This window comes from Marinomonas fungiae, assembly GCF_001418205.1.
Lineage (GTDB): Bacteria > Pseudomonadota > Gammaproteobacteria > Pseudomonadales > Marinomonadaceae > Marinomonas > Marinomonas fungiae.
The window spans coordinates 1-23,921 of record NZ_LIQF01000008.1 but is presented as its reverse complement, the minus strand read 5'-3'; the positions used below and the strand labels follow the sequence as shown (position 1 = coordinate 23,921).

Here is a 23,921-nt window from a genome sequence, read left to right as displayed (position 1 = left end):
TATATCTATATACATCATACTTCCTTAATGTCGTCTTCGGCGGATGAAATATTTTCAGAACTAAATCAACTGGAGTATTGGTCAAGTTGGTTGCCATGGACGTTATTTGATGACGATGCATCCGTTCTAGTAAATCAACGCTCCAATCTTTCTTTAGAAGGCGCTTTGGTTCAATTAAAAGGCCCGTTACTTGGTAAGGTGTCCTGTCACATTGAATCGCTGCAAGCGAGTAAGCGATTAACCTTCCAAGTTCAAACCGATCGCTTTTATCCCAGCCCTATTCACGTTCTTATCGAACTCAGTGAAACCGAAGATCACCAAGTAGTGATGAACGTAATAGCCAAAAGCGAGCTGAATTTTTGGCATCGCTACAAACAAACACAGTTGCTAAAGCAAATTCATGCAGATATGAGACTTATGCTGATTCGCTTGTGTGCTCGTTTGCAGTCTGACAATGTATATGTTACCTCATTTGAACGACAGAACAGTCGCACGTTAGCCAACGTGGACGCCATTACCCGTCCGTTTCTCGTCAGTGATCATTCTATGTCGATGCAGATGGAGCAAGGATTTCGAGATCTTATTATCAGTCTTGGCCCAGACAACCGTCCAGCGGGACCAAGCTTTGCTCTGTTTGAAGCAGCCGATCTTAGTCAACATTACTTTACCGGCAAGCTAGGGATCCCGATTCAAAACTTAAGCCCCTGTGAAGCTAAGCCAGAAAGGATTACCTTCAAAGGCAATTACGCTGGGCTAAGATACCAAGGAAGTTACCAACATTTGTGGTTAGCATGGCATGTATTAAAGACTAACCTTCGTTTACACCACCAAAAACAGGCCAAGCAGCGTTGCAGTATTGAGGTTTATGAAGTTTCGCCCAAAGAAACTTCTGACGAATTGCAATTTGTTACTGTACTCTACATGCCAATACAGTAAATTTAGCCTTAGCTAATTTATTAAATAACGGTATTTGAGGGCGCTTATGATCAAAAAAAACCTACATATTTGGGATCGTTTAGCACGTGGATTGATTGGCATATTCGTGATTTCATTTGTTCTGTTCAACAACGGAATGATTGAAGATGACATTATTGCAGGATTACTGATTTTTTTTGGTGTGCTTAACTTGATTTCCCTAGCCACTGGCTGGTGCCCTGTTTATTCCATAGCCGGTATTAGCTCTCGTCCAAAAGAGAAGTAGTGATACATACATGTCGACACTATTTGATTTACAACTTGATCGATCCCTGCGACGTAAATTGATTCTGATTTGCTTAAGCGTCGCCGTGATTGTATCCATCATTTATAGTGTCGTTGCCTTTCGTTTGAGTAGTGAAATGGGCATCAATACCGAGATAAGCTATTTAGAAAAACGTTCGTTATTTTTGTTGGCTGAGATCGAAGAAGAAGGCGACGCAGCACAACTTCGTATCAAAGAGCTTATACGGATGATGCAACATGCGGAAGGCGATGGTCCTCAGCCGATTTATGTTGAGGTTTTAGGACATCACGATCGCTGGCAATTAAACACGGACATCCCCGGACAGACCCTCGATATAATCAAAAATGAGATCCAGCAGAAACAAGTCGCAGGCAAAAACTCAGGTTTTATAAAATATCAGGATGAATACTTCCTCTGGAGCGCTCAGAACCTAGACAATAACGCCATTTTGATGGTGATTGTTTCCAATAGCATCAACGACTCTATGAGCCATATTGCCAAACGCTTGGCCATCACATCCGCCGTGGTATTTTGGATTGCTGTTTGGCTAGCGCTGACATTATCGTCATGGATTGCCAAACGAGTTGAAGACAAAAACGAGGCACTGCGTCGCCTCGCTAGCCATGATTCGCTAACGGGTTTACCTAACCGTCTGTACCTCGTCGACTTACTGCAAACACAGCAAAAGCATGCTGAGAAATCGGTAAAAGGAACTTTGCTCACCATCGACTTGGACAAATTCAAAGAGATTAATGATACGCTAGGCCATAGCGCTGGCGATAAATTGCTGGTGATCTTTGCCCAAAATCTGGCACAAGTGCTCAGCCCTGAGCAAACCCTATTTCGTTCCAGCGGCGACGAGTTTCTTATCTGGGCACCGGACATATCTGCTGAGGGATGTGAAGCCTTTGCCGCACAAATTGTTGAGTCGCTCCAGCAGCCTATCTGTATGAATGAGCTACCGATTCACCTTGAAGCGAGCATTGGTATTGCCCTTTGCCCCGAACACAGCTCTGATATTGACACCTTGCTCATCAGTGCTGACATCGCCATGCATGAGGCTAAAAAACTACGCAGCAAGTGGGCGTTGTTTAATAAATCTCACGCAAACGATGAAAAAGGCCAGCAAACCTTGCGCTATCGTAGTGAGCTCAGTGAAGCCTTAGCAGAGCAACAAATTAAGCTATTTTACCAACCCAAGGTAAATCTAACCAGTGGTAAGATCGTCGCCGCTGAAGCTTTAGCCCGCTGGCAACATCCTGTCGATGGTATGCTGCCACCTTTGCTATTTATTCCACTGATTGAGCAAAGCGGTAAGGTGCGTGAGTTCGGGCGCTATGTTATTCGTCATGCCATCAAACAACTCAGTATCTGGAAAACCCAAGGTATTATGGTGCCTGTGGCCGTCAATCTGTCGCCCTATAACCTTCTTGACCCGGATATCGTCAGCTATACACAGGAATTATGTGAAAAGGCCGACATCCCGCCCAATATGCTAGAGATCGAGCTGACCGAAACAGCCACCAGCTTACATTTGCACACCATTTCAGCGAGTCTAAATCGCTTTAAAGAAATAGGGGTTAGCATCTCCATCGATGACTTTGGCACTGGCATGAGCTCGTTGGCCTATATCAGTAATCTAAACGTCGATACTATTAAGATCGACCGTTCATTTATTAGCGACATAGAAACTAATAGTAGTAACTTATCTATTGTTACAAGCGCCTTGAATTTAGCGAAAGCGTTCAATTGCACAGTGGTCGCTGAAGGCGTGGAAAACCTAGAGCAAGCCACATTATTAAATAAATTGGGATGTCATTATGGTCAAGGCTATTACTACTCTGCGCCAGTGCCTGCTGACAAATTTACGGCTTTGCTAAAATTTACGCCGACCCTACCTGTGTCCTAAACTAAAGACATTCCGTTGTGCTCCGCACAGCAACTAACTAGGGTGGAATAATAATGCAAAACTCTTTATATGTTCGTCACTTAGAGACGTTATTAAAGCGCTATTGTGCTGCCATGTCAGCCTTTAAACTGGATGCCATCGTGGTCGCATCGGGTCAGTCGAGCTATTACTTTGAAGACGACAATACCCATCCTTACAAAGCCTTTGCCGCAGCTCAACAGTGGCTGCCTTTTACCTTGCCCGAAGGCTGCTATATCGTGATTAAGCGCGATAAACCGGAATTGATCTGGCCAGCCCAACAAGATTTTTGGCACATGGATAAGCCAATCCCTGAGGGCGAATGGCAAAGCCATTGGCATATTGCTCCTGCACTTAATGATGACTGGCTAAAATCTTTGCCTGAAAATGTGGCGTTAATCGGACCAGATCATCTGGGCTCTCTACGACACAACAACACCCTGCTTGACTGGCTCAACTATGACCGTGCGGTGAAGACCGACTACGAGATTGCTTGCATGACCGAAGCGACGGATATCTCTGTGAGGGGGCATTTGGCTGCGCAAGCAGCCTTTCTAAGCGGCGCTAGTGAATTTGAAGTACACCTGGCTTACCTTAAAGCCAGCGCACAAGATGCCATCAATACGCCCTACCCTAATATTGTTGGGATTAATGAACATGCTGCGGTACTGCATTATGAGCAAAAAACTCACCATCGCCCATTTCGACCTTTGACCTTATTAGTCGATGCGGGTGCCCAGTACAATGGCTACGCCAGTGACATTACTCGGACCACCACCACATTGCAGGATGAGTTCAGTGAGCTGGTCGATGATATGGATTCATTGCAGCAGGCAATTGCGGCTCAAGCCGTTGCTGGAATGCCGTTTGTAGCGTTGCATGACCAGTCTTTAATCGGTGTAGCAGAACTGCTTAAAAAGCACGACATCTGCTCACTAAGTATCGAAGAACAACTTGCCAAACATGTTCCCCATCATTTCTATCCACATGGTCTAGGACATTTATTAGGCCTGCAAGTACACGATGCTGGTGGCCGACAAGGCAATCATCAAGGGCATATCATCGATCCACCTGCAGATCATCCATTTCTACGTCTGACACGTCATCTTAATGAAAATATGGTCGTGACGATTGAGCCCGGCCTGTATTTTATCCCGATGTTGTTAGAAAAATTGAAGGCCGAACAACCTCAGCATGGATGCAATCTAACGAAGCTTGAGCGTTTGCTGCCCTATGGCGGGATAAGAATCGAAGATAATATTGTGGTAGGGGTGGAAGGCGTTCGTAATCTTACCCGAGAAGCTTTTGCAAAATACGCTTAGATACCGTTTTTGGCATGTTACTTTTTTAACATGCTAATTTACCCCAAAACCTGTCGCTAAAAGACAAGTTTTGGGAGATATTTTGTTCTTTGTCTTTATTGAGCTCAAAAAGCATATCGAAAATTGTATATTTTTCTTTTAATGTTCCGCAAAGCGAGTTGTAATACTCAGCTTCTTTGAGCGTCGAGTTAAAGGTCCAAATATCATGATGGAAAACCGCATAAAGTATCGTCATTTGGAATGTTTCCTGGAAGTCATTCGTCAAGGCAGCGTGGTTCGTGCAGCAGATGTGTTATCACTGACACAACCAGCGGTTTCAAAAAAGCTAAAAGAGCTTGAAGAAATTCTCGGTGTTCGTCTGCTCGAACGCAGTAAAAAAGGCATTGAACTAACACATTACGGCAATCTATTTTTAGAACATGCCAGTACTAGTGTTGCAGCCCTCCGCGAAGGTGCAGAACGGGTGAATCAAGCGCTTGTCACTGGTCAACAGAAGTTGAGCATAGGTGTACTACCAACCGTTGCCACCAGCGTCCTGCCTGAAGCCGTTAAACGCTTCCGATCTAATAATGTCGATGTGCGCTTACACCTAGTTTCTGGCCCTAACTCCTTATTGATGAGCCAGCTACGGGTTGGCGAATTGGATTTAGTTGTAGGTCGCTTAGGAGTACCTGAAGCCATGGCTGGTATTTCCTTCCAACATTTATATTCAGAGCAAGTCGTTTTTGCTGTTCGCCCTGGGCACCCCTTGCTCACTAAAGCAGATTTCCAGCTAAACGAAATCACACAATACACGGTGCTTTACCCACCAGAAGAATCCATTACCGGCCCGACAGTAGATCGCTTTTTATTAGCAGAGGGCGTGAGCAACATCCGTGATCGCATCGATACCGTATCAGACAGTTTTGGTAAGGAATTTATTCGCCATACGGATGCCATTTGGATTATTTCCCGTGGCGTTGTGGCCCGCGAAATTGCAGACGGTGAATTAGCAGAATTACCAGTGAACACCAAAGAAACGCTGAGTGCGGTGGGCTTAAGTGTGCGCGCCGACACAAAAGCGTCTATGGCGCTACAACTGTTCAGTAAGGCAGTCACAGAAACGGCTGCGAATCTAGACAGCTATTACAATCCAGATAACGCCTAAATATAGCTATCTGTCGTATCTTACTTGTGCCTGCGATGCTAATTCATGTTTGAAATGTTGTTTACCACCGCGCCCATCTTTATCTTGATGGCGCTTGGCTTCTGTGCGGTTCGCTCTCGCCTAGTCAGTGATGAAAGCATCTCTGGTATGGCTAAGATTGTCTTGTACTTCACCTTACCTGCATTGATTTTCAGTACCTTGGCAAAAATGGATCCGAGCGAGGTCTTTGTACCTCAGTATTTATTGGCATTCAGTTTGGCTTCCTTACTATCACTCACCATCGGCATAGTCCTAATCGCTTGGGCTCTGAAAAAAGACAACCTTCAAGCGACCTTAAAAGGCGCCGGAATGTCTTGTTCAAACTCTGGATTCTTTGGTTATCCAGTCATGCTGCTGGTTTTTGATGATCCACCAACCGCAGCCTTTGCCATGACCTTGATGGGGGAAAATGCCATCGTACTTCCCACTATTTTTGCCTTGCTCGGTTATTTTTCGGCAAAGGATCAAGGTTTAAGCCTGACACAGACACTGGTCGGTACTTTGAAACGTCTAGCGAAAAACCCATTAGTGATTGCCGTGGTCTGTGGCATGTTTTTCTCTCAGTTTCACTTAACCCTACCCAATGTAGCTGACCGCGTTTTGATGATGCTGTCTGGCGCCTCGGCGACCTTAGCCTTAATGGTCTTAGGAGGGTCTTTAGTGGGTACGAGCATGCGTGGCAATGTCACAGACATTAGCGTTATTACCTTTGGTAAACTCATTGTTCATCCAGCCTGTATGGCGCTGTTCATGTGGCTGATTCCTGGTATTGATGACCACCTTCGTGTCGGAGCTGTGATTTTAGCCGCAGTCCCCATGATGAGCATTTATCCGATCATCGGCAGCCAATATGGCTATCGCTCATTTTGTGCCAGCACACTACTCATTACGACAATCGCTTGCTTTTTGACCCTGCCAATCCTACTGACCTTTATCAATACAAGCGGTTAAAGAACAGTAATGAAAACCGCCTATAAATCACACAAAACATTACGACAAACATTGACGAACAGGCTTATTCTCAAAGGCATACTTAGTTCCTGTGGAGAAATGACATGTTCGGATTTAACAAAGCAAAGAATGACTTAAGTGTCACTTTTCTGCAGGATGAACAAGCCGACTTTATTAATTCCCTAAACCAATTCTGCGCCACCATTAGCTTTACACCTGATGGAACCATTCTCGATGCCAATTCTCTTTTTCTAGAAACGGTAGGCTACTCACTTGATCAACTGCAAGGCAAACACCATCGAATTCTCTGTTCCGAGCAGGATAGAAACGCCATAGAATACGCTGCATTTTGGAAAAAGCTGGGCTCTGGTGAGTCACAACAGGGTCAATTCAAACGCCTACGAAAAGATGGTTCTTTCGTTTGGTTACAAGCCACCTATTTTCCGGTCATGCATGATGGTCGCGTAACCAAGGTGTTCAAAATTGCCCACGACATTTCTGAAGAAAAAATTCAATCTCAAGCACATCTAGCCTTTATCACTGCAATCGATCGCTCGAATGCGACCATAGAATTTGAGCCAGATGGGACTGTCATTACGGCAAACCAGAATTTTCTCAAGGTGCTCGGTTATAACTCGGTAAGAGAAATCACGGGGAAACATCATAAGATTTTTTGCTATAACGATTTTTATGCTAAGCATCCAAACTTCTGGGAGGAACTGGCCTCAGGAGAAGTCAAATCGGGGCTGTTTCTTCGCAAAAGTCGAACTGGCCAAGATATCTGGATCGAAGCGACTTACAACCCTGTATTCGATAGCGAAGGAAAAGTTGTCCGTATTGCCAAAGTGGCTTCCGATGTAACGGCTCAAATTGAGCGTCAGAAAACGATTCAAAATGCCGCTGGTCTTGCCTATGAAACCACAGAGAAAACGGCACAAGAATCCGCTAAAGGAGCTGAACTGTTACGTAAAACAGTTGATAGCTCAGGGCTTATTCTTGAACAAGTCATGCATTCAGAGGCGCTTATAGAGAGTCTCAATAAACAATCAGAAGAAATTAATAAGATCGTCATCACGATTGGCGGAATTGCGGATCAAACTAACCTATTGGCGTTGAATGCTGCTATCGAAGCGGCTCGTGCTGGGGAAAATGGCCGTGGCTTTGCGGTGGTCGCTGATGAAGTGCGCACATTAGCAGCGAGAACCAGTGTTTCCACAAGCGAAATAAACAATATGGTAAAGAAAAACACTCAATTAGTCAGCGAGGTACGTGGCAATATGCAGCAGGCTACGTCTCAAGTGAAGCTAAACGAAACCATGGTCAATGAGGCAGAGACCATCATCAATCAGATTCTAGACGGCGCTAACAAGGCTTATCAGAGTATTGGAGACCTCGTTAACAAAGCTGAAGACCATTAAACATGGTACCAACCTAATCACTGAAACGCCGAACAATGTTCGGCGTTTCAGTCTTGTTGCAGGTAAGTTATTTAGCAACTTTGTTAATTAACCCCTGCATACCCAGCACGTAACCTTGAACGCCCATACCAATCACAATGCCCACAGCACAAGGGGAAATGTAGGAATGATGTCGGAAAGCTTCGCGGGCATGAACGTTAGAAATATGTACTTCTACCACTGGCACTTCTGCACCTTTGATTGCATCGTGTAGTGCGATAGACGTATGCGTGTACGCACCAGGATTAAAAACCACACCCAGCAGCTTGCCCGCTTTAATTAACTGGCCTGCCTCGTGGATAGCGTCTACTAATACACCTTCATGATTCGACTGGCGAAAATCAATGTCATAACCGTGCTTCGCCGCTTCGACTTTACACATTGCCTCAACATCCGCCAAAGTCTCATGACCATATTGTTCTGGCTCACGTTGCCCCAACAAGTTTAAGTTCGGGCCATTTAGGATCATAATCGTAGACATACTCACTCCTCAACAAGGCTAAGGCTGCTTGGTTTCAAGCTCAGACCTTAAAAATCAAAGCCGTAATATAGCATTAGCAATCCCGTTAGCGCTTACTAATTACGACTGAAGTTTCTATGGAAACCCAAAAATTAGTGGTTTCTCGACGCTATATTCACATAACTGATTAGGCAGTTATCATGTCTCGTATTCGTGCCACAGGACGCTCATCAATGAACACATGGATAACGGCGGTTGCCAAAGCAATGATCGAAGCGGCCCACCAAACCACGTCATAGGAGCCCGTGGTGTCGTACAAATAGCCCCCCATCCATACGCCACAAAATGATCCGACTTGGTGACTTAAGAAAACTATGCCATACAGCATCCCCATATGCTTTAAGCCAAACATTTGCCCTACCAGCCCCGACGTGGGTGGCACGGTTGCCAACCAAAGAAGACCTGTGACAATGGCAAACAGATAGACACTGGTAGTGCTCATGGGCCACCACATAAACAGGGCAATCGCGATCGCTCGCAAAGCATAAATATAAGACAACAGCATTTTCTTCGAATACTTGCCCGACCAAGAGCCCGACAGCAAGCAGCCGAAAATATTGAATAGGCCAATCAAGGCAAGACACATCACCGCGACTTCAGGCTGAAAGCCTTTATCAGAGAGAAAGGCCGGCATGTGAACCGTAATGAATGCGAGCTGGAAACCACAAACAAAGAAGCCTGCGACTAAAAGCCAATAATGAGAGTAAGCACTTGCTTCTTTGAGGGCTTCTTTTACTGTTTGACCTTTTTGCTCATTGCTACCTGAACTGTTGCCATTGCCTTGGTTTAACGGTAGAGCAAACAGCATCATCAGCAGGGCACATAAAGCGAGCAATAACAGCGCGGAGCTCCATCCATAAGCAGATAAAAATTGCTGCGCCACCGGTACTACTAACAACTGCCCCGCTGAGCCTGCGGCACTACCAAGACCTAAAGCAAATGCACGTTTTTCGGGGGCGACCATACGCGCCATAGCAGGCAAAACAACCCCAAAACCTGTCGCTGAGATCCCCATGCCCATCAAGAAACCGGAACCAATATGTAAGGTCATCGCCCCATCAGCATTGGCGGTCACATAAAGACCTAAAGCGTACAGCACCGCTCCGACGAGTACGGTTTTGAGTGTACCAAAGCGATCCGATAAGGCACCAGCAATCGGCTGGGACAAGCCCCACCATAAATTCTGTAATGCTAAAGAAAAGGCAAACACTTCACGACCGTAACCGAACTCACCGGAAATCGGAGCCATGAAAAAGCCCATTGAAGAACGTAAGCCAAAGTTTAAGGCAAGTAATACACAAGCAAATGCTACAGCGATACTTAACAAGCGTACTGGCTGAGACATGGTTAATCCTTTAGAGACTCAGATATAAAACCCAGACACTACGCCAATACTTGACTCAGGACAATTGGATTAAAGCATTAGAACACCTGAAACTCACCGACTTTAGCCACTGCTCGTTGATAAGCAGGATCTTTACGCACGTTGCCTAACCAGCGCTCTATATGAGGAAAATCCTCTAACGAAGTAGTACTGCTTAGCGCTAATAGTGGAAAACTCATTTGCATGTCGGCGCCACTCAAATGCTCGCCTGCAAACCAATGCTTTTGTCGTAAATGATCTTCGATGAGATTTAACACATCACGTAGTCGCGGATCGATAAAGCTTTCAATCACTTTGTTTGAAATTGTCTTGGCAACGGGACGAACGAAAAAAGGCATTGGTTGAGAGGGTATCTTACGAAACAGCAGCATCATCACCAACAAAGGCATAAAGGAGCCCTCGGCAAAATGAAGCCAGTATTGATAATCTCGTCGCTCGACTTTACTCAAAGGTTTGAGCTTTTGATTTGAATCGTACTCATCTGCGAGATACTCCAAGATGGCTCCCGACTCAGCAATGGTCAAGTCACCGTCTTGTAAAATCGGTGCGTGGCCTAGAGGATGGATTCGTTTTAATGTTTCTGGAGCGGTTTGTTCTGGCGTACGAAGATACGTTTTGATGTCGTACTCTAGACCTAATAGCTCTAGTGCCCAAGCAATCCGCTGCGATCTGGAATTTTCGAGGTGATGTAAGACCAGCATGATAACCTCCTTGATGCTTTTCAGTAGATACGTTTCAGTAAAGCAACTGGATTGTTTTCACGCACAAAAAACGCCTAGATAAGCATGAATGCGCTAGGCGTTTTAAATAACTCGGATCAGCGTCGGAGATTACTCAGCTATTTCATTTAAGAAGAAGCGCAATGCATTGCGTCCTCGCGCACTCGCTGTTGCACTGAATGCATGACCCTCTTGCGGGGCATTCGAGCCTGGTAACATGAAGGAGTGCTTGGTACGCCCAAAATCGACAAATTGCCAATCGAGGCCCAGCTCATCAAAATAAGCTCGAGCTTGTGATGCAGAATCAGGATCCACCATCGGATCTTGATAACCATTAAAGATGATAAATTTTGCCGCTTGGTTAGCCTCATCATGGCTCGCTGCACGATGGAAATTCATCAATCCATGGAAGCTGGCAGCACCTTTACTGCTCGGTATATGTAGCCCAGCCTCGATAGACAAGCGACCACCTAAGCAAAAGCCAACATGCACCAATTTTTTATTTGGATGCGCTTCTGCGATTTCCCGACAAATGGCAGATTGTAAAGCAGTTAACGAGTCCTTGTCTTTGACTAAGGCCATCATGGTATCTGCCTTATCTTGCTGCTCGGTTGGATTGTTACCAACCCCATACAAATCTACAGCTGTGGCCGTGTGCCCCCAGCTGACCACTTCTTCTGCAAAGCTTTTTTCAAAGTCGCTTAGGCCACTCCAAGTTGGCCAAATAACAACGTGAACATTTGAAGATTCATCTCCTACCCACGCCACATGCACATGGGCACGTTGTATGTTATTGACAAATTGCTTTTCAAATTCCGTAGCCATATAAACTCCAATGGTTTTCAATTGCGAGCACTATAATAACGAGCACTCATCAACTTCAAGATTTCGCAATCTTATCCATAAGATTTACATAATTTTGCAAGATAACCGTCATATTTGACTCAATTTGAGCCGTAACGAGCATTCCATTCCTCACGCCAAGTGATAAAAGCATCCAATGGCATCGGTTTGCCTATCAGATACCCTTGTACCTCTTCACAGCCTAACTCAGCTAGCATTTGGTACATTGCTTCGGTCTCTACTCCCTCAGCGACCACATCTAGTCCGAGGTTATGAGCCAGATCGATGGTCGATTGAACAATCATGCGATCACTGTTGTTCTCAATCATACCAAAGACAAACGACTGATCGACTTTCAATTCATTCACAGGCAGACGCTTTAAGTATCCTAGTGAAGAATATCCTGTACCAAAGTCATCAATCGACAAACGAAATCCCATATTAGACAGCTTGGCTAAGGTCTGCTCAGCAAAGCCTGGATCGTCCATAATGGCACTTTCAGTAATTTCCAAACATAGACCCGAAGCAGGAACATTGTACTCTTTTAAGGTTTTTGCTAAGAACTCAGGGAAGCTTGCTGCGAGTAGATCGCGTGTCGATAAATTAATAGAAACACGGAATGTCTGTCCATCCATTTGCAAATCGTGCCATTGTTTTGCCACGGCACGAATAATCCATTTAGTTAATTCTCGAACAAAGCCCGTTTGTTCGGCAAAAGGTACAAATTTGAATGGGGGAACTAAGCCTTTTTCAGGGTGTTGCCAGCGTACAAGCGCTTCCGCTGCAATCACTTGCTGATCTTTAGTGGTGACCTTAGGTTGCAAATACACTCGTAACTCGTCATTAATCACAGCCTGTCGTAGCTCTGATAGCAAGCTTAAGCTTTCTGGCGTCGAGGTCATCAATTCATGTTTATATTGAATAATGTCTTCGGTGCGATTCTTCGCCGCATACATCGCAACCTGAGAGGCGTTGATCAATGAATCGCTGCTCTCAGCGTCCGCAGGCCAGCTGGCAACACCAATACTCGCGCTTAAATCGATCAGTGTGTTATCGATTTCTAATGGCTCATTTAACTTCTCAAGTAACGATTGAGCCACATCGATGGCCGCTTGACCGTCAGGCAGCACTAAAACAGAAAACTCATCACCACTTACACGAGCCAACTTATCATGATCACAGCAACTAATCCCTAAGAGACGCGATGCCGTCGCTTTGAGGATTTCATCTCCCATCTCATAGCCCAGTACATCGTTCACTTGTTTGAATCGGTCTAAATTAATAGTAATAACACTTACAGACGAATAGTCGCCGGTTCCTATCAAATCCGCGACCTTATTACGAAAACTTAAGCGGTTTGGCAAACCTGTCAGTGGATCGTAATAGGCTAACTTGGTGATGGTCTCTTGCTGTTGTTTAATGCTTTTACGCATGCCATCAAAACTTCGCGCCAGTAGACCCACTTCATCTTCTCGACTGGTGCCGCTGATGTCGACATCATAATCCCCCTGCTGCAGTGCACCTGTAGCAGTGGTCAGAATTTCTAGCGGTCGAGCCACTCGGCGGGATAACCAAGTAATGGTGATAGCAAAGATGACTAGGCCGATAATTGTGATGACGAGATATTGATTAAATAATTCGGTAAATTGCTGCTTGGCTTCATTTAATGATTTCATTAAGGCTAGGCTGATGTAGCCACCTACTACCTCTTGACCGTGGATCATGGTGACATATGTGTCCTCATGAATTGGCATATCCAACGTCAAATCATTTAAGAAATACTCTCCTGGAATGTACGCTAAGAAATGTTGCTTCAAAGCTTCTGAACTGGCATTCACATGTACGACATCAGACGCACTCCGCGACATCAGCACTAACTCAACGCCGGATAAATCTTTTGCTTCAGCGATGATGTCCGGCTCAATTGCAAAGCCCATTAAGATATAGCCAATCACCCGTGGTGCAAGAATTGGCACAATCACAAACTGGGTCGGGTTTCCTTCGTAAATAGCCGTCAAAAAGACATCATTGCCCTTTTGAGAGCGAGTTTGCGCAAGGTCTTTAATCAAGGCTTGAATACTAGAGGTATTTAAGATTCTTTCTTCTGAAGAAGCTTTTACCTGCCATTGAGAATCCACTAAAACGGCAACTGAAGCGCCTATTCGATTGGCACTATTAAGCAAAGCAGAAGAAATCGTATTAGCATCTCGAGAGGCGACTGCCGAACGGAAGCCAAAGTCCGCAGCCAGCAACTCTGCGCCTTCCTCTAAGCGCTGATGGTTTTGCACCAGTAGCTTATTCCAAACTCGCTCCGCTACTGTCATGGAGTGCTTGACCTCTTCACGCACATAGCGATCTACAGAGGCCTGAACAATGCCAAAACCAATGGCTTGGATAAGCACCAAGAGCGCTAACGTCATAACGATAAAGCGGAATGACAATCGTCCACGAATCATGCGTGATAGCGCGCCCATTACAAGGAGACTCCAGGCGTTTGCAACGAAATAGAATATGCCGACGAATCGTCCTGATCATTTAAGGGAAAACTTTCATAGGGTGCACCATAAGGAAAGCTTCGATGCCAGACATCTACTTTGTAGGAATCAGAAGGATTGCCATCAAAACGAACATACCCTGTTTCATCAGTACGCCCATAAACAGGGGTATCGTTTACTAACACCCATCCCAGCATACTATCGTGTATGTTACAGCCCAGCTCGACGATGCCAACTTTATCAAACACAATTGGGGCTTCGGGCTTACCAGTATACAGTTTTAATTCGAAAGTCTTCGCAGGAGAAAATGAATACACATGGTGACGTACATCGTCACGATTCGGAAAGTCCACCGCCGTGCCCACTGTGACCACCTGAACACCTGGGATAAAAGTACGATCACTTTGGGCAATCTCAGCTTTATTTAGAGGCTTAGAGCTTGCTATTAAATCAGGTGACTTTAGAAAAACCACCGCATTGGCTAGGGGGCGACTATTCGAGTCCGTCACTTTAATCACAACATCCGACCAAACCAGTGCTGACCACATACTACAAACGGCCAGCACCACGTTTTTTACGTATTTCAACATACGCTATTACTACTCCTACTAAGTTAAGGCTCAATCGCCAACCCTGACACATGCCCACCATTACCTAAGACGCCGATGGCTGTCGCATGTCCAGTTTCTAAGTCAACCTTCATTAATTGTGTTTGACGGCCCTCGATCGGCCAGATTGCTGCTAATGCTGTATTACTGATATCACTAATATCAAACGACGCATCTTTGATAGGACCAGTGCCTAGTGCCCCCACAGTATAAAGCACCCCTAAGTTAGGCGACACAGAAGGCGATACCCCTTCTTTTGTTCCCTGTATTAGCAGCATGCCGGTTCGTCGATCAATGGCATAGTTGGTCGTCATTTTACTATCGGAACTGTTATAAGTGTATGCCGCCGCCACGATATCTGGATTAGTAAGCGCTTGCGAATCCGTTTCTGAAAACGCTAAGTCAGGATCTGTCTGTACACCAGCCTGTTGTTTATCAAAATCTACTCTCGCTCCACTATCTGGGTCTAAACGCATATTTTTATTGTGGTTGCCAACCACACGTAACTTATCTGCCGCCGGATTAAAATCGAAGCCGTAAGGCCCGACCGCCATTTCTGTAATTGACTCAGAGCCCTCAACCAGTTCGGCTTGACCAGACTGGGTATCAAGACGATAGAGACGTCCGCTATTAGCCAACGCATACAGTACGCCACGCGCTACTCTAAAATCGATGCCAATTATACGATCCGCTTCTAACAAGCCGGTAACAGGGAAAGAGCTTAAAACGTCTGAAGGACGCTCAGGATGTACGTTAAAAAGAATATGTTGATCGTCCACCGCCCACACGGATGTCGGAGCTTTAGATAAGGTAGGAGCCGCTAGAGTAGCGGTTGTTGTTAACACAGCGCTCAGCAACACTGCTAAATGCAAAACTTTACTGCTATAAGGCATAAGATCACTCCTTGGTACGATATCTGGCATAGTTTGCACAAGAGGATACGATATCTAGGTGACATTGACCTTAATTTATACAAAAAGCTACTTCCCAGCCAAGTCCTGCAAACACATTCTGGAAGTTTTAACCTGATCTTAACAATCATCCTTGAGTGATGGCACACAACCCCTTATAATTCGCCGCCTACACAATGCGCCCGTAGCTCAGCTGGATAGAGCGTGCCCCTCCGGAGGGCAAGGTCGAAGGTTCAAATCCTTTCGGGCGTACCATTTCCAAAAGCATATCATAGAGTTAGATATTTTCTCTTACTGAACTCAAGCGCGGCTTGAGCCGCCAATACCAGCTAGTGACTTTTTAGTAATAAAACCTGATTTAACGTTGATCACCTTGGGATTAAAACGGCTGAGCAAATCCAATCACCTGGAAAAGCCTCTTATTAACGCCTATTAAGCGCACTTAATTTTTATTAATAATTTGCTCAGCAAATTGGTGCTTAATGTCGAGAATTTTGGGAAGCTCTTGTACAAATAACCCCACCAGATCAGGGTCAAAATGCTTGCCAGACTCTTGCTGAAGTAGGTTAACCGCCTCCTCCACAGGCCAAGCCGCCTTATAAGGACGCTCGCTAGTCAGCGCATCAAAGACATCCGCGATCGCGGCAATACGCCCTTCTAGTGGAATCTCAAGGCCTTTTAAGCCTTTAGGATAGCCACTACCATCCCATTTCTCGTGATGCGTCATGGCAATTGAGTAAGCCAGCGCCACCAGCTGAGAGCGCGGGTTAGATAGAATATCGGCGCCGATTAGTGTATGTGCCTTCATTTGCTTGAATTCATCATCATTAAGACGACCAGGTTTCAGCAAAATGTTATCTGGAATTGCGATTTTACCAAGGTCGTGCATTTGCGACGCCAGCAGTAACTCATTTGCTGCCTCAGCATCAATACCTGCTGCCAAAGCCAAGACATGCGCATAATGACTCATGCGTAACACATGCATACCAGTTTCATTGTCTTTGTACTCTGCCGCACGCCCCAAGCGCTGGATTAAGTCGACTTGGGTTGCTTTTAAGACATCCGCTTGCACCAACGATAAATGAGTCTTTACTCGCGCCCTCACAATAGCAGGCACAATCGGCTTAGTAATGTAGTCGACTGCCCCTAGGTTAAAGCCTGTCTCTTCATCAATGGTATCTTTTAAAGCAGTCACAAAGATCACTGGAATATGGGCGGTATGAGGCTGAGCTTTCACTTGTTCGCACACCTCAAAGCCAGTCATGTCAGGCATCATGATATCCAGAAGAATAAGGCTTACCTCTTCCTTTTCAAGAAGCTCTAAGGCATCTGCACCTGAACGTGCAAAGGTCAGTCGATAGCTGTCTTGCAGAACCTGACGCAGCACTTTTAAATTCGCTGGTTCATCGTCCACAATGAGAATGCGAGGAAGGGTTTTATTGAGTAATGACATAAATACTCCTTTACTTACGAAGTACAGATCGAGCTTGGTGAATCAGCTCGGCGGCTTCTTTGAAATCGAAGTCATCAATCGCTTGCGCAGCCTGATAAACCACGGAAGAAATGTCCTCACAAGCACCATCAACAATCGTTTTCGACAGATCATCATCTAGCTCGCCAGACTCGGTAGTGTGCAGCCATTGCGTCAGTAACTCAATGAGGGTTTGATTACTCAGCTTACCTTCTTTTGCGTGTTCATCTGCAAGTGGTTCAAGATTGGATTCTAAGGTTACAACATCTTCTTCCAGTGCACGCCATACTTCATCAATGTGCTCTAACGCGGATGTCGCATCGCTTAAACGACGATGATCGCTGGCTTTTTCCAGTGTCGCAAAATGTTGATACAGAGATAACAACGCTAGATTGCCCGTTAAGCCTTTTAATGCATGCGCTCGCTCAGCCAGCAACACCCATTCTTGCTGCTCTAGATGGGCTTTAAGCGTACTGACTAATGCTTGATTCTTCTTGTAAAACTTGACCAACTCAGACACGTAAACCGCGTAATCCCCCCAAAGCTCAAGCCCTCGGTTCACATGCACCACGGTAAGCTTATGCGCTTGCGAAGAGCTATTGGTCGTAACAGAGGCCAATATTTCAGGATCGATATTCAGTACAGAAGCGATTTCTTGTGTGAGTGCCGGTAAGTCGACTGGTTTGTTGGCAAAGCCACTCATACCCGCCTCTTGCGCTTGTAGTCGATCCTCCAGCAACACACTTGCTGTCAGTGCCACTACTGGTGTTGTCTTCAGCCCAGAGGCTTGTTCATATTCTCGGATGGCTTGGCAAGCGCCTAAACCATCTAGTCTTGGCATTTGGATATCCATCAGCACGATGTCAGGTTGGAACATTTTGAATTGTTCGATGGCTTCAACACCATCGCTTGCCACAAACACGCTATGCCCAAGCTTACCTAGCATGATTTTCAGTAACGTTAGATTCTCTTCAATATCGTCTGCAACCAATATGCGCAGAGGAGGAAGCTGCAATATTTTCTGACTATCAAGCACTAGTTCTGCATGAGACTCTGGCAATGGAATATCAAAGTAGAAGCAGCTCCCCTCACCGAGCTGACTTTCTAGGTGTATCTCTCCACCCATCAATTCAACCAATTGTTTGGAAATAGTCGTGCCAAGCCCTGTGCCACCGAAACGACGGCTCATGGAAGCATCTGCTTGCGTAAATGCCTCAAATATCGTGCTGATACGATCTTGGGAGATTCCGATTCCGGTATCACGAACAGCAAAACGGACCCAATTTGGACGAGCGGCCAGTGGCTCAACCTTAAGAGTTACGGAACCTTTTTCCGTGAACTTAATGCCATTGCCTACAAGGTTCATCAGAATTTGTCGAATCCGATCTTCCGCGCCAGATACCACTTTTGGCAGTTTCGGACTGACTTCAAACTCTAGGGATAAATTCTTGTTCTTCGCTTGCAACCACAGAGTCGAAATAACCGTATCAACACAACTATTGAGTCTAAATGGAACCATTTCCAATTCAAGTTTGTTTTTATCGAGCTTAGCACTGTCGAGAATATCATTCAGCAAATGCAACAAGGATTGAGCTGACTGACTAATGGTTTGTAAATGTCGACGCGTCTCAGTTGGCAAAGAGGAATCTAACAAGATACTGCTAAAACCAATGATAGCATTCATCGGCGTACGGATTTCATGGCTCATATTCGCGAGGAAAGAAGCTTTTGCCTCAGCAGCGTACTCTGCTTTGGACTTTGCTTCACGTAATTCATCTTCCATTGTTTTACGGGAAGTAATGTCGAGCATGACACCATCGATCCATTTGGCATTGCCATTTTCGTCGTAAACGATAGTGCCACTCTCTAGGACCCATAAGGTTTGTCCATTTTTATGGGTAACACGATATTCCAGATCGTATTTGTCCTGCTTACCAATGGCTGCTGAGAAGAAGTTAGTCACCTGTTCTTGATCCTCAGGATGTAGCCAAGAACCAAAACTGCGGCGTCCTTCGAGGTAATCCTCTGCTTTATAGCCGTTCAAACTTTCGATAGCTTCCGATAGAAATAAGGGAGTCCAGTTATCATCGAGCAAACAACGAAACGACACACCAGGAATATTTCGAATCAGGGAACTTAGCCGATCCTCGCTGGCACGAATGCGATCTTCCATTTCTTTGCGCTGCGAAATATCGGATGCAAAGCCAACGTATAAAAGATCACCATTAGGCAAGTTTATGCGGCCAATCCCAAGCTCAATCGGAAATAGTCGACCAGAGCTATCTCGAGCCATTAGCTCTCGGTTAGTGCCAATAATGCTGTATTCAGGCTTTTCAAAATAGTCTACTAAGAAACCATCGTAATTCTCATCCTCGCGCTCAGGGAACAGTACCGCAACGGATAACCCTTTGACTTGAGACTCCTGCCAACCAAAGATTTCTTGAGCAGCACTATTCAACGCCTCTATCTGACCTTTGGCATTCATAGTAACCACGGCATCAGTAGCCGTTTCTAATATCGCTTGAGTCCGAGCCTCACTTGCCGTTTTTTCCATGAGAAGCTGGCGATAGCGCAACTGCGAACTGACATTTACCGCTAAGATAAAGATTAGAAAAGAGAAAATAGAGACTGAATAGCCTAAAAGTGCATCACTCGGTTGAGCGACCGGCATAAGCATATCTGGTGAGTATTCAATGAAGTAAGCCGCTGACATGCCAGTATAGTGCATACCAGAAATAGCTAGGCCCATAATAATAGCAATCACTATCTTTATTCGAATAGTCGGTATAGTTGGAAACGACAACTTCATTGCTCGTCGCGCTAGCAACGCAACGCAAGCCAAGCCCACGGCAACAAAAATAGAAAGGACGAATAAGTAAGGATTATATTTAATCGTAAAATGACTCTCCATCGCAGCCATACCCAAATAATGCATCCCGCCAATTCCCGCTCCAACAATGACACCGTTTTTAAGAGTCGAAGTAAGAGAGAGCGTATCCTTTTCTTGAACATAAATTAAAGAGCGTAAAACAATAAAGCTCGCGACAAACGCCGGCAGCAGGGAAGCGATGGTAAGTCCAACACTGTAGCTATGCTGGTAAGGCATTTCAAAGGCCAACATTCCAACAAAATGCATACTCCAAATACCACCAGCAAGAATACTAGAACCAGTGATAGTGGCGATGTGGCGATATTTCTCAATCACGATATGGCGTGCGGTTTCAGCCATACGCAAAGCAAAAAAAGATGCGCTGCTTGCCACCAAAATAGACAGAATCACTAACAAAGAGTCATACTGCCCAACAATAAGAAGTGATGGATCGACTTCGGTAGCAAAAAGTGTATCTAGCCAGTTCATAGAGTGCTCTGCATATTTTTTGACACCAAGTGCCGCATTTAATTATTAACGCACTACTTTATCAGTCTTGCATATATATAACAGTGCCTGAACATAATTATCTATTATTCTGTACATCGTCTTAGCCAGATAAGGGATTTCCATGCAACATAAGTTTCAGCAGCCAGCCTTTCTAAAGCAGCAGACTCTCGATATTCTCAATTTTTATGAGCCTAATGTGTTTGATTCACAAGGGGGCTTTTTTCAGAATTTTTTGGATGATGGCTCAGTTTTCGATCGTCAGAGCAAACATCTTGTGTCGTCAACTCGCTTTATCTTTAACTATGCTGAGGCCTATCGCCGAGGTTATGGAGAACATTACCGGGATTGGGTACGGCATGGATTAGAACACCTAGAGCAAAAGCATTACCTCAGTGAAACCAATCATTATGCTTGGATGTTAGGTGAATCTGTTGATAAAACGGCCATGGCTTATGGCCAAGCATTTGTCGTTCTTGCCTACGCTCATGCTCACTTAGCAGGCGTTTGTGATGCTAAGGCTCAACTCATTAAACGATTTGATTGGCTAGAGCAGTATTTCTATCAATCAGAATTTCATGCTTACGCCGATGAACGATCAGGAGATTTGTCAGCTCTCGATCCTTATCGTGGACAGAACGCCAATATGCATATGTGCGAGGCGTTTATCGCGGCTTACCGAGCGACTCAAGACAGACGCTTTCTTAATCGCGCAAAGCAGCTCGCGAAACGCTTTGCAGGAGAACTCTGTGATCTCGCTGGCGGTATGATTTGGGAGCATTACGATGAAAATTGGCTACCCGACTGGCAATACAATATTGATAAACCAGATGACCTATTCAAGCCTTGGGGCTTTCAGCCTGGTCACCAAGTCGAATGGACAAAGTTGCTACTTCAACTTCATCAGCTTAGCCCGGAGTCTTGGTATATTGAACGAGCTAAATCACTATTTGACCAAGCCGTAACTAAGGGCTGGGATAATGAATTTGGTGGCTTAGTCTACGGCTTTGCTCCTGAAACGGGAGAGTTCGCCGATGGTCAAAAATACTTCTGGGTACAAGCCGAAGCCATTGCTGCCGCTTATCGCTTATATAACGTCACTGGTGACAAGCAATACTTGGTCTGGTACGACAAGCTTTGGCAATACAGCTGGGACCATTTAATTGATCATCAATACGGAGCTTGGTTTCGAATTGTTGCGCGCGATGGTAGCAAAATCACCAAGGAAAAATCACCAATGGGCAAAGTGGATTATCACACATTGGGAGCCTGTTGGGACGTGCTAGATACAATGACGTTTTAGTAATGGGTTTATAAAGGCGTGGCAGTTTCTCGCTATGCCTTTATAAAATAGCTTTATCAAATTTTGAATACACTCAGTCTCGTTAAGGAGGATATCTTTAAAACACGGATAATAAAAAGGACGTTAGTATGAAAAAATCCATTCTAGCTTTAGCGGTTTCCGCTATTACATTGCAAGGCTGTAGTTCAGTTATGCAAGCAACTCCCCCGCAGCTCTCTCCAGCAAGCAGTGCTCATTTATCTAAGCAATGTGAGGCTTTAGGACAATCCCTTTCCTATGAACATCTCACAATCAAAGCTGTATCAACCATTCAATCAGGAGAACTTAGGCTAGCTGGACAAGATGTCGCTGAACATTGTTTAGTGATCGGAGAAATGTATCCGCGTACTTCCGAGATAGATGGTCAACGCTACGCTATCGGCTTTGAAATGCGTTTACCAAAAAGCTGGAATGGTCGATTTTTGTATCAAGCAAATGGCGGCTTAGATGGTAAAGTCAAAACGGCCCTTGGCGATACTGGTGGAGGTCCGACAACCAGTGCATTAAGCAAAGGCTTTGCCGTTATCAGCTCAGATGCGGGGCATAGTAAGCCATTACCAACATTTGGCTATGATCCACAGGCCCGCTTAGATTATGGCTATCAAGCCGTGGCAAAACTTACCCCAATGGCAAAATCAATTCTTCAACAAAGTTATGGTAAGCAACCCGATCGCAGCTACTTTGCTGGATGCTCAAATGGAGGACGCCATGCCATGGTGGCTGCAGCTCGATACGGCGACCAGTACGATGGCATTTTAGTAGGAGCGCCTGGCTATCGTTTACCGCTTGCCGCGACAGCAAGTATTGCGGGAGCGCAAACCTATGCCAGTATTCCGGGAACCGATCGTAATAATCTAGAAAGCGCTTTTACCAAACAAGAGCGATTAATGGTAACTAATACAATCCTTAAAAAGTGTGATGCCTTGGATGGCTTAGAAGATGGCTTAGTGCAGGACTATCGTTCCTGCCAAACCGCTTTCAGCTTACAGAATGATATTCCAACATGTGAAAGTGGGCGTGACGGTAATTGCTTAACAACAGATCAGAAGACAGCTATTGGGAAAATTTTTTCAGGCGTAACAACAAGTGATGGCAAAGTGTTTTACGCCTCTTTCCCATACGATACAGGCATCGCCAGCGACGGTCATATTTCATGGGAATACAATGCTCCATTACAACGAGATTCTGGTGCCGTCGCCATGATTTTTCAAACACCACCCGTTGGGTTAAAAGATTTCAACATTCGCAACTTTGATGGTGCAAAGTTTGTATGGCAGTCCAATATTGATGATCTAGTCGCCAAAGTTTACGCTATCGCAGAGCAATACACTGAGTCAGGAATGGGCTTTATGGCACCTCCGTCTCCCACATCCTTAGACACCTTAAGAGATCGTGGCGGGAAAATCATGGTCTACCACGGCGTGTCTGATGCAATTTTCTCCGTTGATGATACCCAAACTTGGTATGATCAACTTAATGAAAATAACCAAGGGCATGCCAATCAATTTGCTCAATTCTACCCAATACCAGGTATGGGACACTGTCGTGGCGGCTCATCAACCGATCAATTTGACATGCTTACCCCTCTCGTTAACTGGGTCGAAAAAGGTCAGCAACCTGAACAAGTGATCGCTTCAGTTCGAGGCAAAAATAACCCAGGTGGTGCCAACGAAGAGCTTCCTGAGAGTTTCCTCGAAGGCTTAGAGCGTCCTTTATGCCCTTACCCTACGGTTGCTAAATACAATGGTAAGGGTGACACAAACTTAGCCGCTAGTTTTAGCTGCAAGTAGTTAGTAAGCACTTAGCCCCTCTAGGTTAGGAGGCCCTTATCGAATGATGCTGGGCAATTAGAAGCAGATCCCTCAGCTGAATACAGCGGTTGGAAATTGATGTGCGCATAGGGGGGATCTGCCCCCTTGCATAATGGCGAGCGCCTGCGGCGTGTAAAGAGTCACTTCTGAATTCGGGATGGGATCAGGCCGGGCATTTTCGATAGACGTAAAAAAGCCCTGACTGCATCAGCAATCAGGGCTTCTTAATTAAAAGCTTGACGACGACCTACTCTCACATGGGATCTCCCACACTACCATCGGCGATGGCGCTTTTCACTTCTGAGTTCGGGATGGGATCAGGTGGTTCAACGCCTCTATGATCGTCAAGCAAACGGGTTTGCGTTCGTTCTGATGT

18 protein-coding genes, 1 tRNA gene, 1 rRNA gene and 1 pseudogene are annotated in these 23,921 nt (G+C 45.3%); 11 read left to right on the top strand and 10 right to left on the bottom strand.

Annotated elements, in window-relative coordinates:
* Window positions 1-27: 27 nt before the first annotated feature.
* The 8 genes and pseudogenes from ASC49_RS12605 (at window position 28) to ASC49_RS20365 (ending at window position 8,026) form a co-directional block, all read left to right on the top strand.
* On the top strand, window positions 28-936 hold the full coding sequence (locus tag ASC49_RS12605; RefSeq protein ID WP_055463612.1) for a hypothetical protein: 909 nt from the start codon (window positions 28-30) through the stop codon (window positions 934-936).
* 46 nt (window positions 937-982) lie between these two features.
* A complete protein-coding gene (locus tag ASC49_RS12600) occupies window positions 983-1,201 on the top strand; it encodes a YgaP family membrane protein (protein WP_055463611.1) in 219 nt (72 codons plus the stop codon).
* Between the two features lie 10 nt (window positions 1,202-1,211).
* Window positions 1,212-3,131, top strand: coding sequence for a putative bifunctional diguanylate cyclase/phosphodiesterase (locus ASC49_RS12595; RefSeq protein ID WP_055463610.1), 1,920 nt, complete (start codon window positions 1,212-1,214; stop codon window positions 3,129-3,131).
* A gap of 53 nt (window positions 3,132-3,184) precedes the next feature.
* Complete coding sequence (pepQ, locus tag ASC49_RS12590) at window positions 3,185-4,471, top strand: Xaa-Pro dipeptidase (protein ID WP_055463609.1); 1,287 nt, start codon at window positions 3,185-3,187, stop codon at window positions 4,469-4,471.
* Window positions 4,472-4,676: 205 nt separating this feature from the next.
* The gene (pcaQ, locus tag ASC49_RS12580) at window positions 4,677-5,618 is read left to right on the top strand and encodes a pca operon transcription factor PcaQ (RefSeq protein WP_055463607.1); all 942 of its coding nucleotides are present in this window, start codon (window positions 4,677-4,679) and stop codon (window positions 5,616-5,618) included.
* A gap of 45 nt (window positions 5,619-5,663) precedes the next feature.
* A complete protein-coding gene (locus tag ASC49_RS12575) occupies window positions 5,664-6,608 on the top strand; it encodes an AEC family transporter (RefSeq protein WP_055463606.1) in 945 nt (314 codons plus the stop codon).
* A 104-nt stretch (window positions 6,609-6,712) separates the two neighbouring features.
* A pseudogene (locus tag ASC49_RS20370) lies at window positions 6,713-7,480 on the top strand (PAS domain-containing protein); the annotation flags it as partial.
* Between the two features lie 135 nt (window positions 7,481-7,615).
* Window positions 7,616-8,026, top strand: a complete 411-nt coding sequence (locus ASC49_RS20365; protein ID WP_428838685.1) for a methyl-accepting chemotaxis protein — start codon at window positions 7,616-7,618, stop codon at window positions 8,024-8,026.
* Between the two features lie 67 nt (window positions 8,027-8,093).
* On the opposite strand, the gene aroQ is transcribed toward ASC49_RS20365, so the two are convergent.
* The 7 genes from aroQ to ASC49_RS12535 form a co-directional block, all read right to left on the bottom strand.
* Entirely contained in the window at window positions 8,094-8,546 is a 453-nt protein-coding gene (gene aroQ, locus ASC49_RS12565; RefSeq protein ID WP_055463604.1) for a type II 3-dehydroquinate dehydratase, read from the bottom strand.
* A 166-nt stretch (window positions 8,547-8,712) separates the two neighbouring features.
* Window positions 8,713-9,930 carry an MFS transporter gene (locus ASC49_RS12560; RefSeq protein ID WP_055463603.1) on the bottom strand — a complete coding sequence of 406 codons (1,218 nt, stop codon included), beginning with the start codon at window positions 9,928-9,930 and terminating at the stop codon, window positions 8,713-8,715.
* 77 nt (window positions 9,931-10,007) lie between these two features.
* The gene (locus tag ASC49_RS12555) at window positions 10,008-10,670 is read right to left on the bottom strand and encodes a glutathione S-transferase family protein (RefSeq protein ID WP_055463602.1); all 663 of its coding nucleotides are present in this window, start codon (window positions 10,668-10,670) and stop codon (window positions 10,008-10,010) included.
* Between the two features lie 129 nt (window positions 10,671-10,799).
* Entirely contained in the window at window positions 10,800-11,513 is a 714-nt protein-coding gene (locus ASC49_RS12550; protein ID WP_055463601.1) for a dienelactone hydrolase family protein, read from the bottom strand.
* Between the two features lie 119 nt (window positions 11,514-11,632).
* Window positions 11,633-14,005 (bottom strand): bifunctional diguanylate cyclase/phosphodiesterase, encoded by a 2,373-nt coding sequence (locus ASC49_RS12545; protein ID WP_055463600.1) that lies wholly within the window; start codon window positions 14,003-14,005, stop codon window positions 11,633-11,635.
* A complete protein-coding gene (locus ASC49_RS12540; protein ID WP_072242108.1) occupies window positions 14,005-14,616 on the bottom strand; it encodes a methylamine utilization protein in 612 nt (203 codons plus the stop codon). Before ASC49_RS12540 ends, ASC49_RS12545 begins: the two co-directional genes overlap by 1 nt.
* A gap of 23 nt (window positions 14,617-14,639) precedes the next feature.
* Window positions 14,640-15,527 (bottom strand): DUF4394 domain-containing protein, encoded by an 888-nt coding sequence (locus tag ASC49_RS12535; protein WP_055463599.1) that lies wholly within the window; start codon window positions 15,525-15,527, stop codon window positions 14,640-14,642.
* A 196-nt stretch (window positions 15,528-15,723) separates the two neighbouring features.
* Between ASC49_RS12535 and ASC49_RS12530 the strand changes: the two genes are divergently transcribed.
* A tRNA-Arg gene (locus tag ASC49_RS12530) sits at window positions 15,724-15,800 on the top strand.
* A 187-nt stretch (window positions 15,801-15,987) separates the two neighbouring features.
* Here ASC49_RS12530 and ASC49_RS12525 read toward each other — a convergent pair.
* Both ASC49_RS12525 and ASC49_RS12520 read right to left on the bottom strand, forming a co-directional pair.
* Entirely contained in the window at window positions 15,988-16,998 is a 1,011-nt protein-coding gene (locus ASC49_RS12525) for a response regulator (protein ID WP_055463598.1), read from the bottom strand.
* A gap of 10 nt (window positions 16,999-17,008) precedes the next feature.
* Window positions 17,009-20,374 carry a PAS domain S-box protein gene (locus ASC49_RS12520; protein WP_055463597.1) on the bottom strand — a complete coding sequence of 1,122 codons (3,366 nt, stop codon included), beginning with the start codon at window positions 20,372-20,374 and terminating at the stop codon, window positions 17,009-17,011.
* A 142-nt stretch (window positions 20,375-20,516) separates the two neighbouring features.
* Between ASC49_RS12520 and ASC49_RS12515 the strand changes: the two genes are divergently transcribed.
* Together ASC49_RS12515 and ASC49_RS12510 are read left to right on the top strand one after the other, a co-directional pair.
* The gene (locus ASC49_RS12515) at window positions 20,517-21,695 is read left to right on the top strand and encodes an AGE family epimerase/isomerase (protein WP_055463596.1); all 1,179 of its coding nucleotides are present in this window, start codon (window positions 20,517-20,519) and stop codon (window positions 21,693-21,695) included.
* Between the two features lie 128 nt (window positions 21,696-21,823).
* Window positions 21,824-23,524: a tannase/feruloyl esterase family alpha/beta hydrolase gene (locus ASC49_RS12510; protein ID WP_055463595.1), complete on the top strand. Its 1,701-nt coding sequence runs from the start codon at window positions 21,824-21,826 to the stop codon at window positions 23,522-23,524.
* A 255-nt stretch (window positions 23,525-23,779) separates the two neighbouring features.
* Here ASC49_RS12510 and rrf read toward each other — a convergent pair.
* Window positions 23,780-23,894: ribosomal RNA gene (rrf, locus tag ASC49_RS12505) — 5S ribosomal RNA — on the bottom strand.
* Window positions 23,895-23,921: the final 27 nt, after the last annotated feature.

Excerpts from the sequence above, each read along its gene's own strand:
- ASC49_RS12605 (WP_055463612.1), top strand. The coding sequence starts at position 28 with ATGTCGTCTTCGGCGGATGAAATATTTTCAGAACTAAATCAACTGGAG.
- ASC49_RS12600 (WP_055463611.1), top strand. The coding sequence starts at position 983 with ATGATCAAAAAAAACCTACATATTTGGGATCGTTTAGCACGTGGATTG.
- ASC49_RS12595 (WP_055463610.1), top strand. The coding sequence starts at position 1,212 with ATGTCGACACTATTTGATTTACAACTTGATCGATCCCTGCGACGTAAA.
- pepQ (WP_055463609.1), top strand. The coding sequence starts at position 3,185 with ATGCAAAACTCTTTATATGTTCGTCACTTAGAGACGTTATTAAAGCGC.
- pcaQ (WP_055463607.1), top strand. The coding sequence starts at position 4,677 with ATGATGGAAAACCGCATAAAGTATCGTCATTTGGAATGTTTCCTGGAA.
- ASC49_RS12575 (WP_055463606.1), top strand. The coding sequence starts at position 5,664 with ATGTTTGAAATGTTGTTTACCACCGCGCCCATCTTTATCTTGATGGCG.
- ASC49_RS20365 (WP_428838685.1), top strand. The coding sequence starts at position 7,616 with ATGCATTCAGAGGCGCTTATAGAGAGTCTCAATAAACAATCAGAAGAA.
- aroQ (WP_055463604.1), bottom strand. The coding sequence starts at position 8,546 with ATGTCTACGATTATGATCCTAAATGGCCCGAACTTAAACTTGTTGGGG.
- ASC49_RS12560 (WP_055463603.1), bottom strand. The coding sequence starts at position 9,930 with ATGTCTCAGCCAGTACGCTTGTTAAGTATCGCTGTAGCATTTGCTTGT.
- ASC49_RS12555 (WP_055463602.1), bottom strand. The coding sequence starts at position 10,670 with ATGCTGGTCTTACATCACCTCGAAAATTCCAGATCGCAGCGGATTGCT.
- ASC49_RS12550 (WP_055463601.1), bottom strand. The coding sequence starts at position 11,513 with ATGGCTACGGAATTTGAAAAGCAATTTGTCAATAACATACAACGTGCC.
- ASC49_RS12545 (WP_055463600.1), bottom strand. The coding sequence starts at position 14,005 with ATGGGCGCGCTATCACGCATGATTCGTGGACGATTGTCATTCCGCTTT.
- ASC49_RS12540 (WP_072242108.1), bottom strand. The coding sequence starts at position 14,616 with ATGTTGAAATACGTAAAAAACGTGGTGCTGGCCGTTTGTAGTATGTGG.
- ASC49_RS12535 (WP_055463599.1), bottom strand. The coding sequence starts at position 15,527 with ATGCCTTATAGCAGTAAAGTTTTGCATTTAGCAGTGTTGCTGAGCGCT.
- ASC49_RS12525 (WP_055463598.1), bottom strand. The coding sequence starts at position 16,998 with ATGTCATTACTCAATAAAACCCTTCCTCGCATTCTCATTGTGGACGAT.
- ASC49_RS12520 (WP_055463597.1), bottom strand. The coding sequence starts at position 20,374 with ATGAACTGGCTAGATACACTTTTTGCTACCGAAGTCGATCCATCACTT.
- ASC49_RS12515 (WP_055463596.1), top strand. The coding sequence starts at position 20,517 with ATGCAACATAAGTTTCAGCAGCCAGCCTTTCTAAAGCAGCAGACTCTC.
- ASC49_RS12510 (WP_055463595.1), top strand. The coding sequence starts at position 21,824 with ATGAAAAAATCCATTCTAGCTTTAGCGGTTTCCGCTATTACATTGCAA.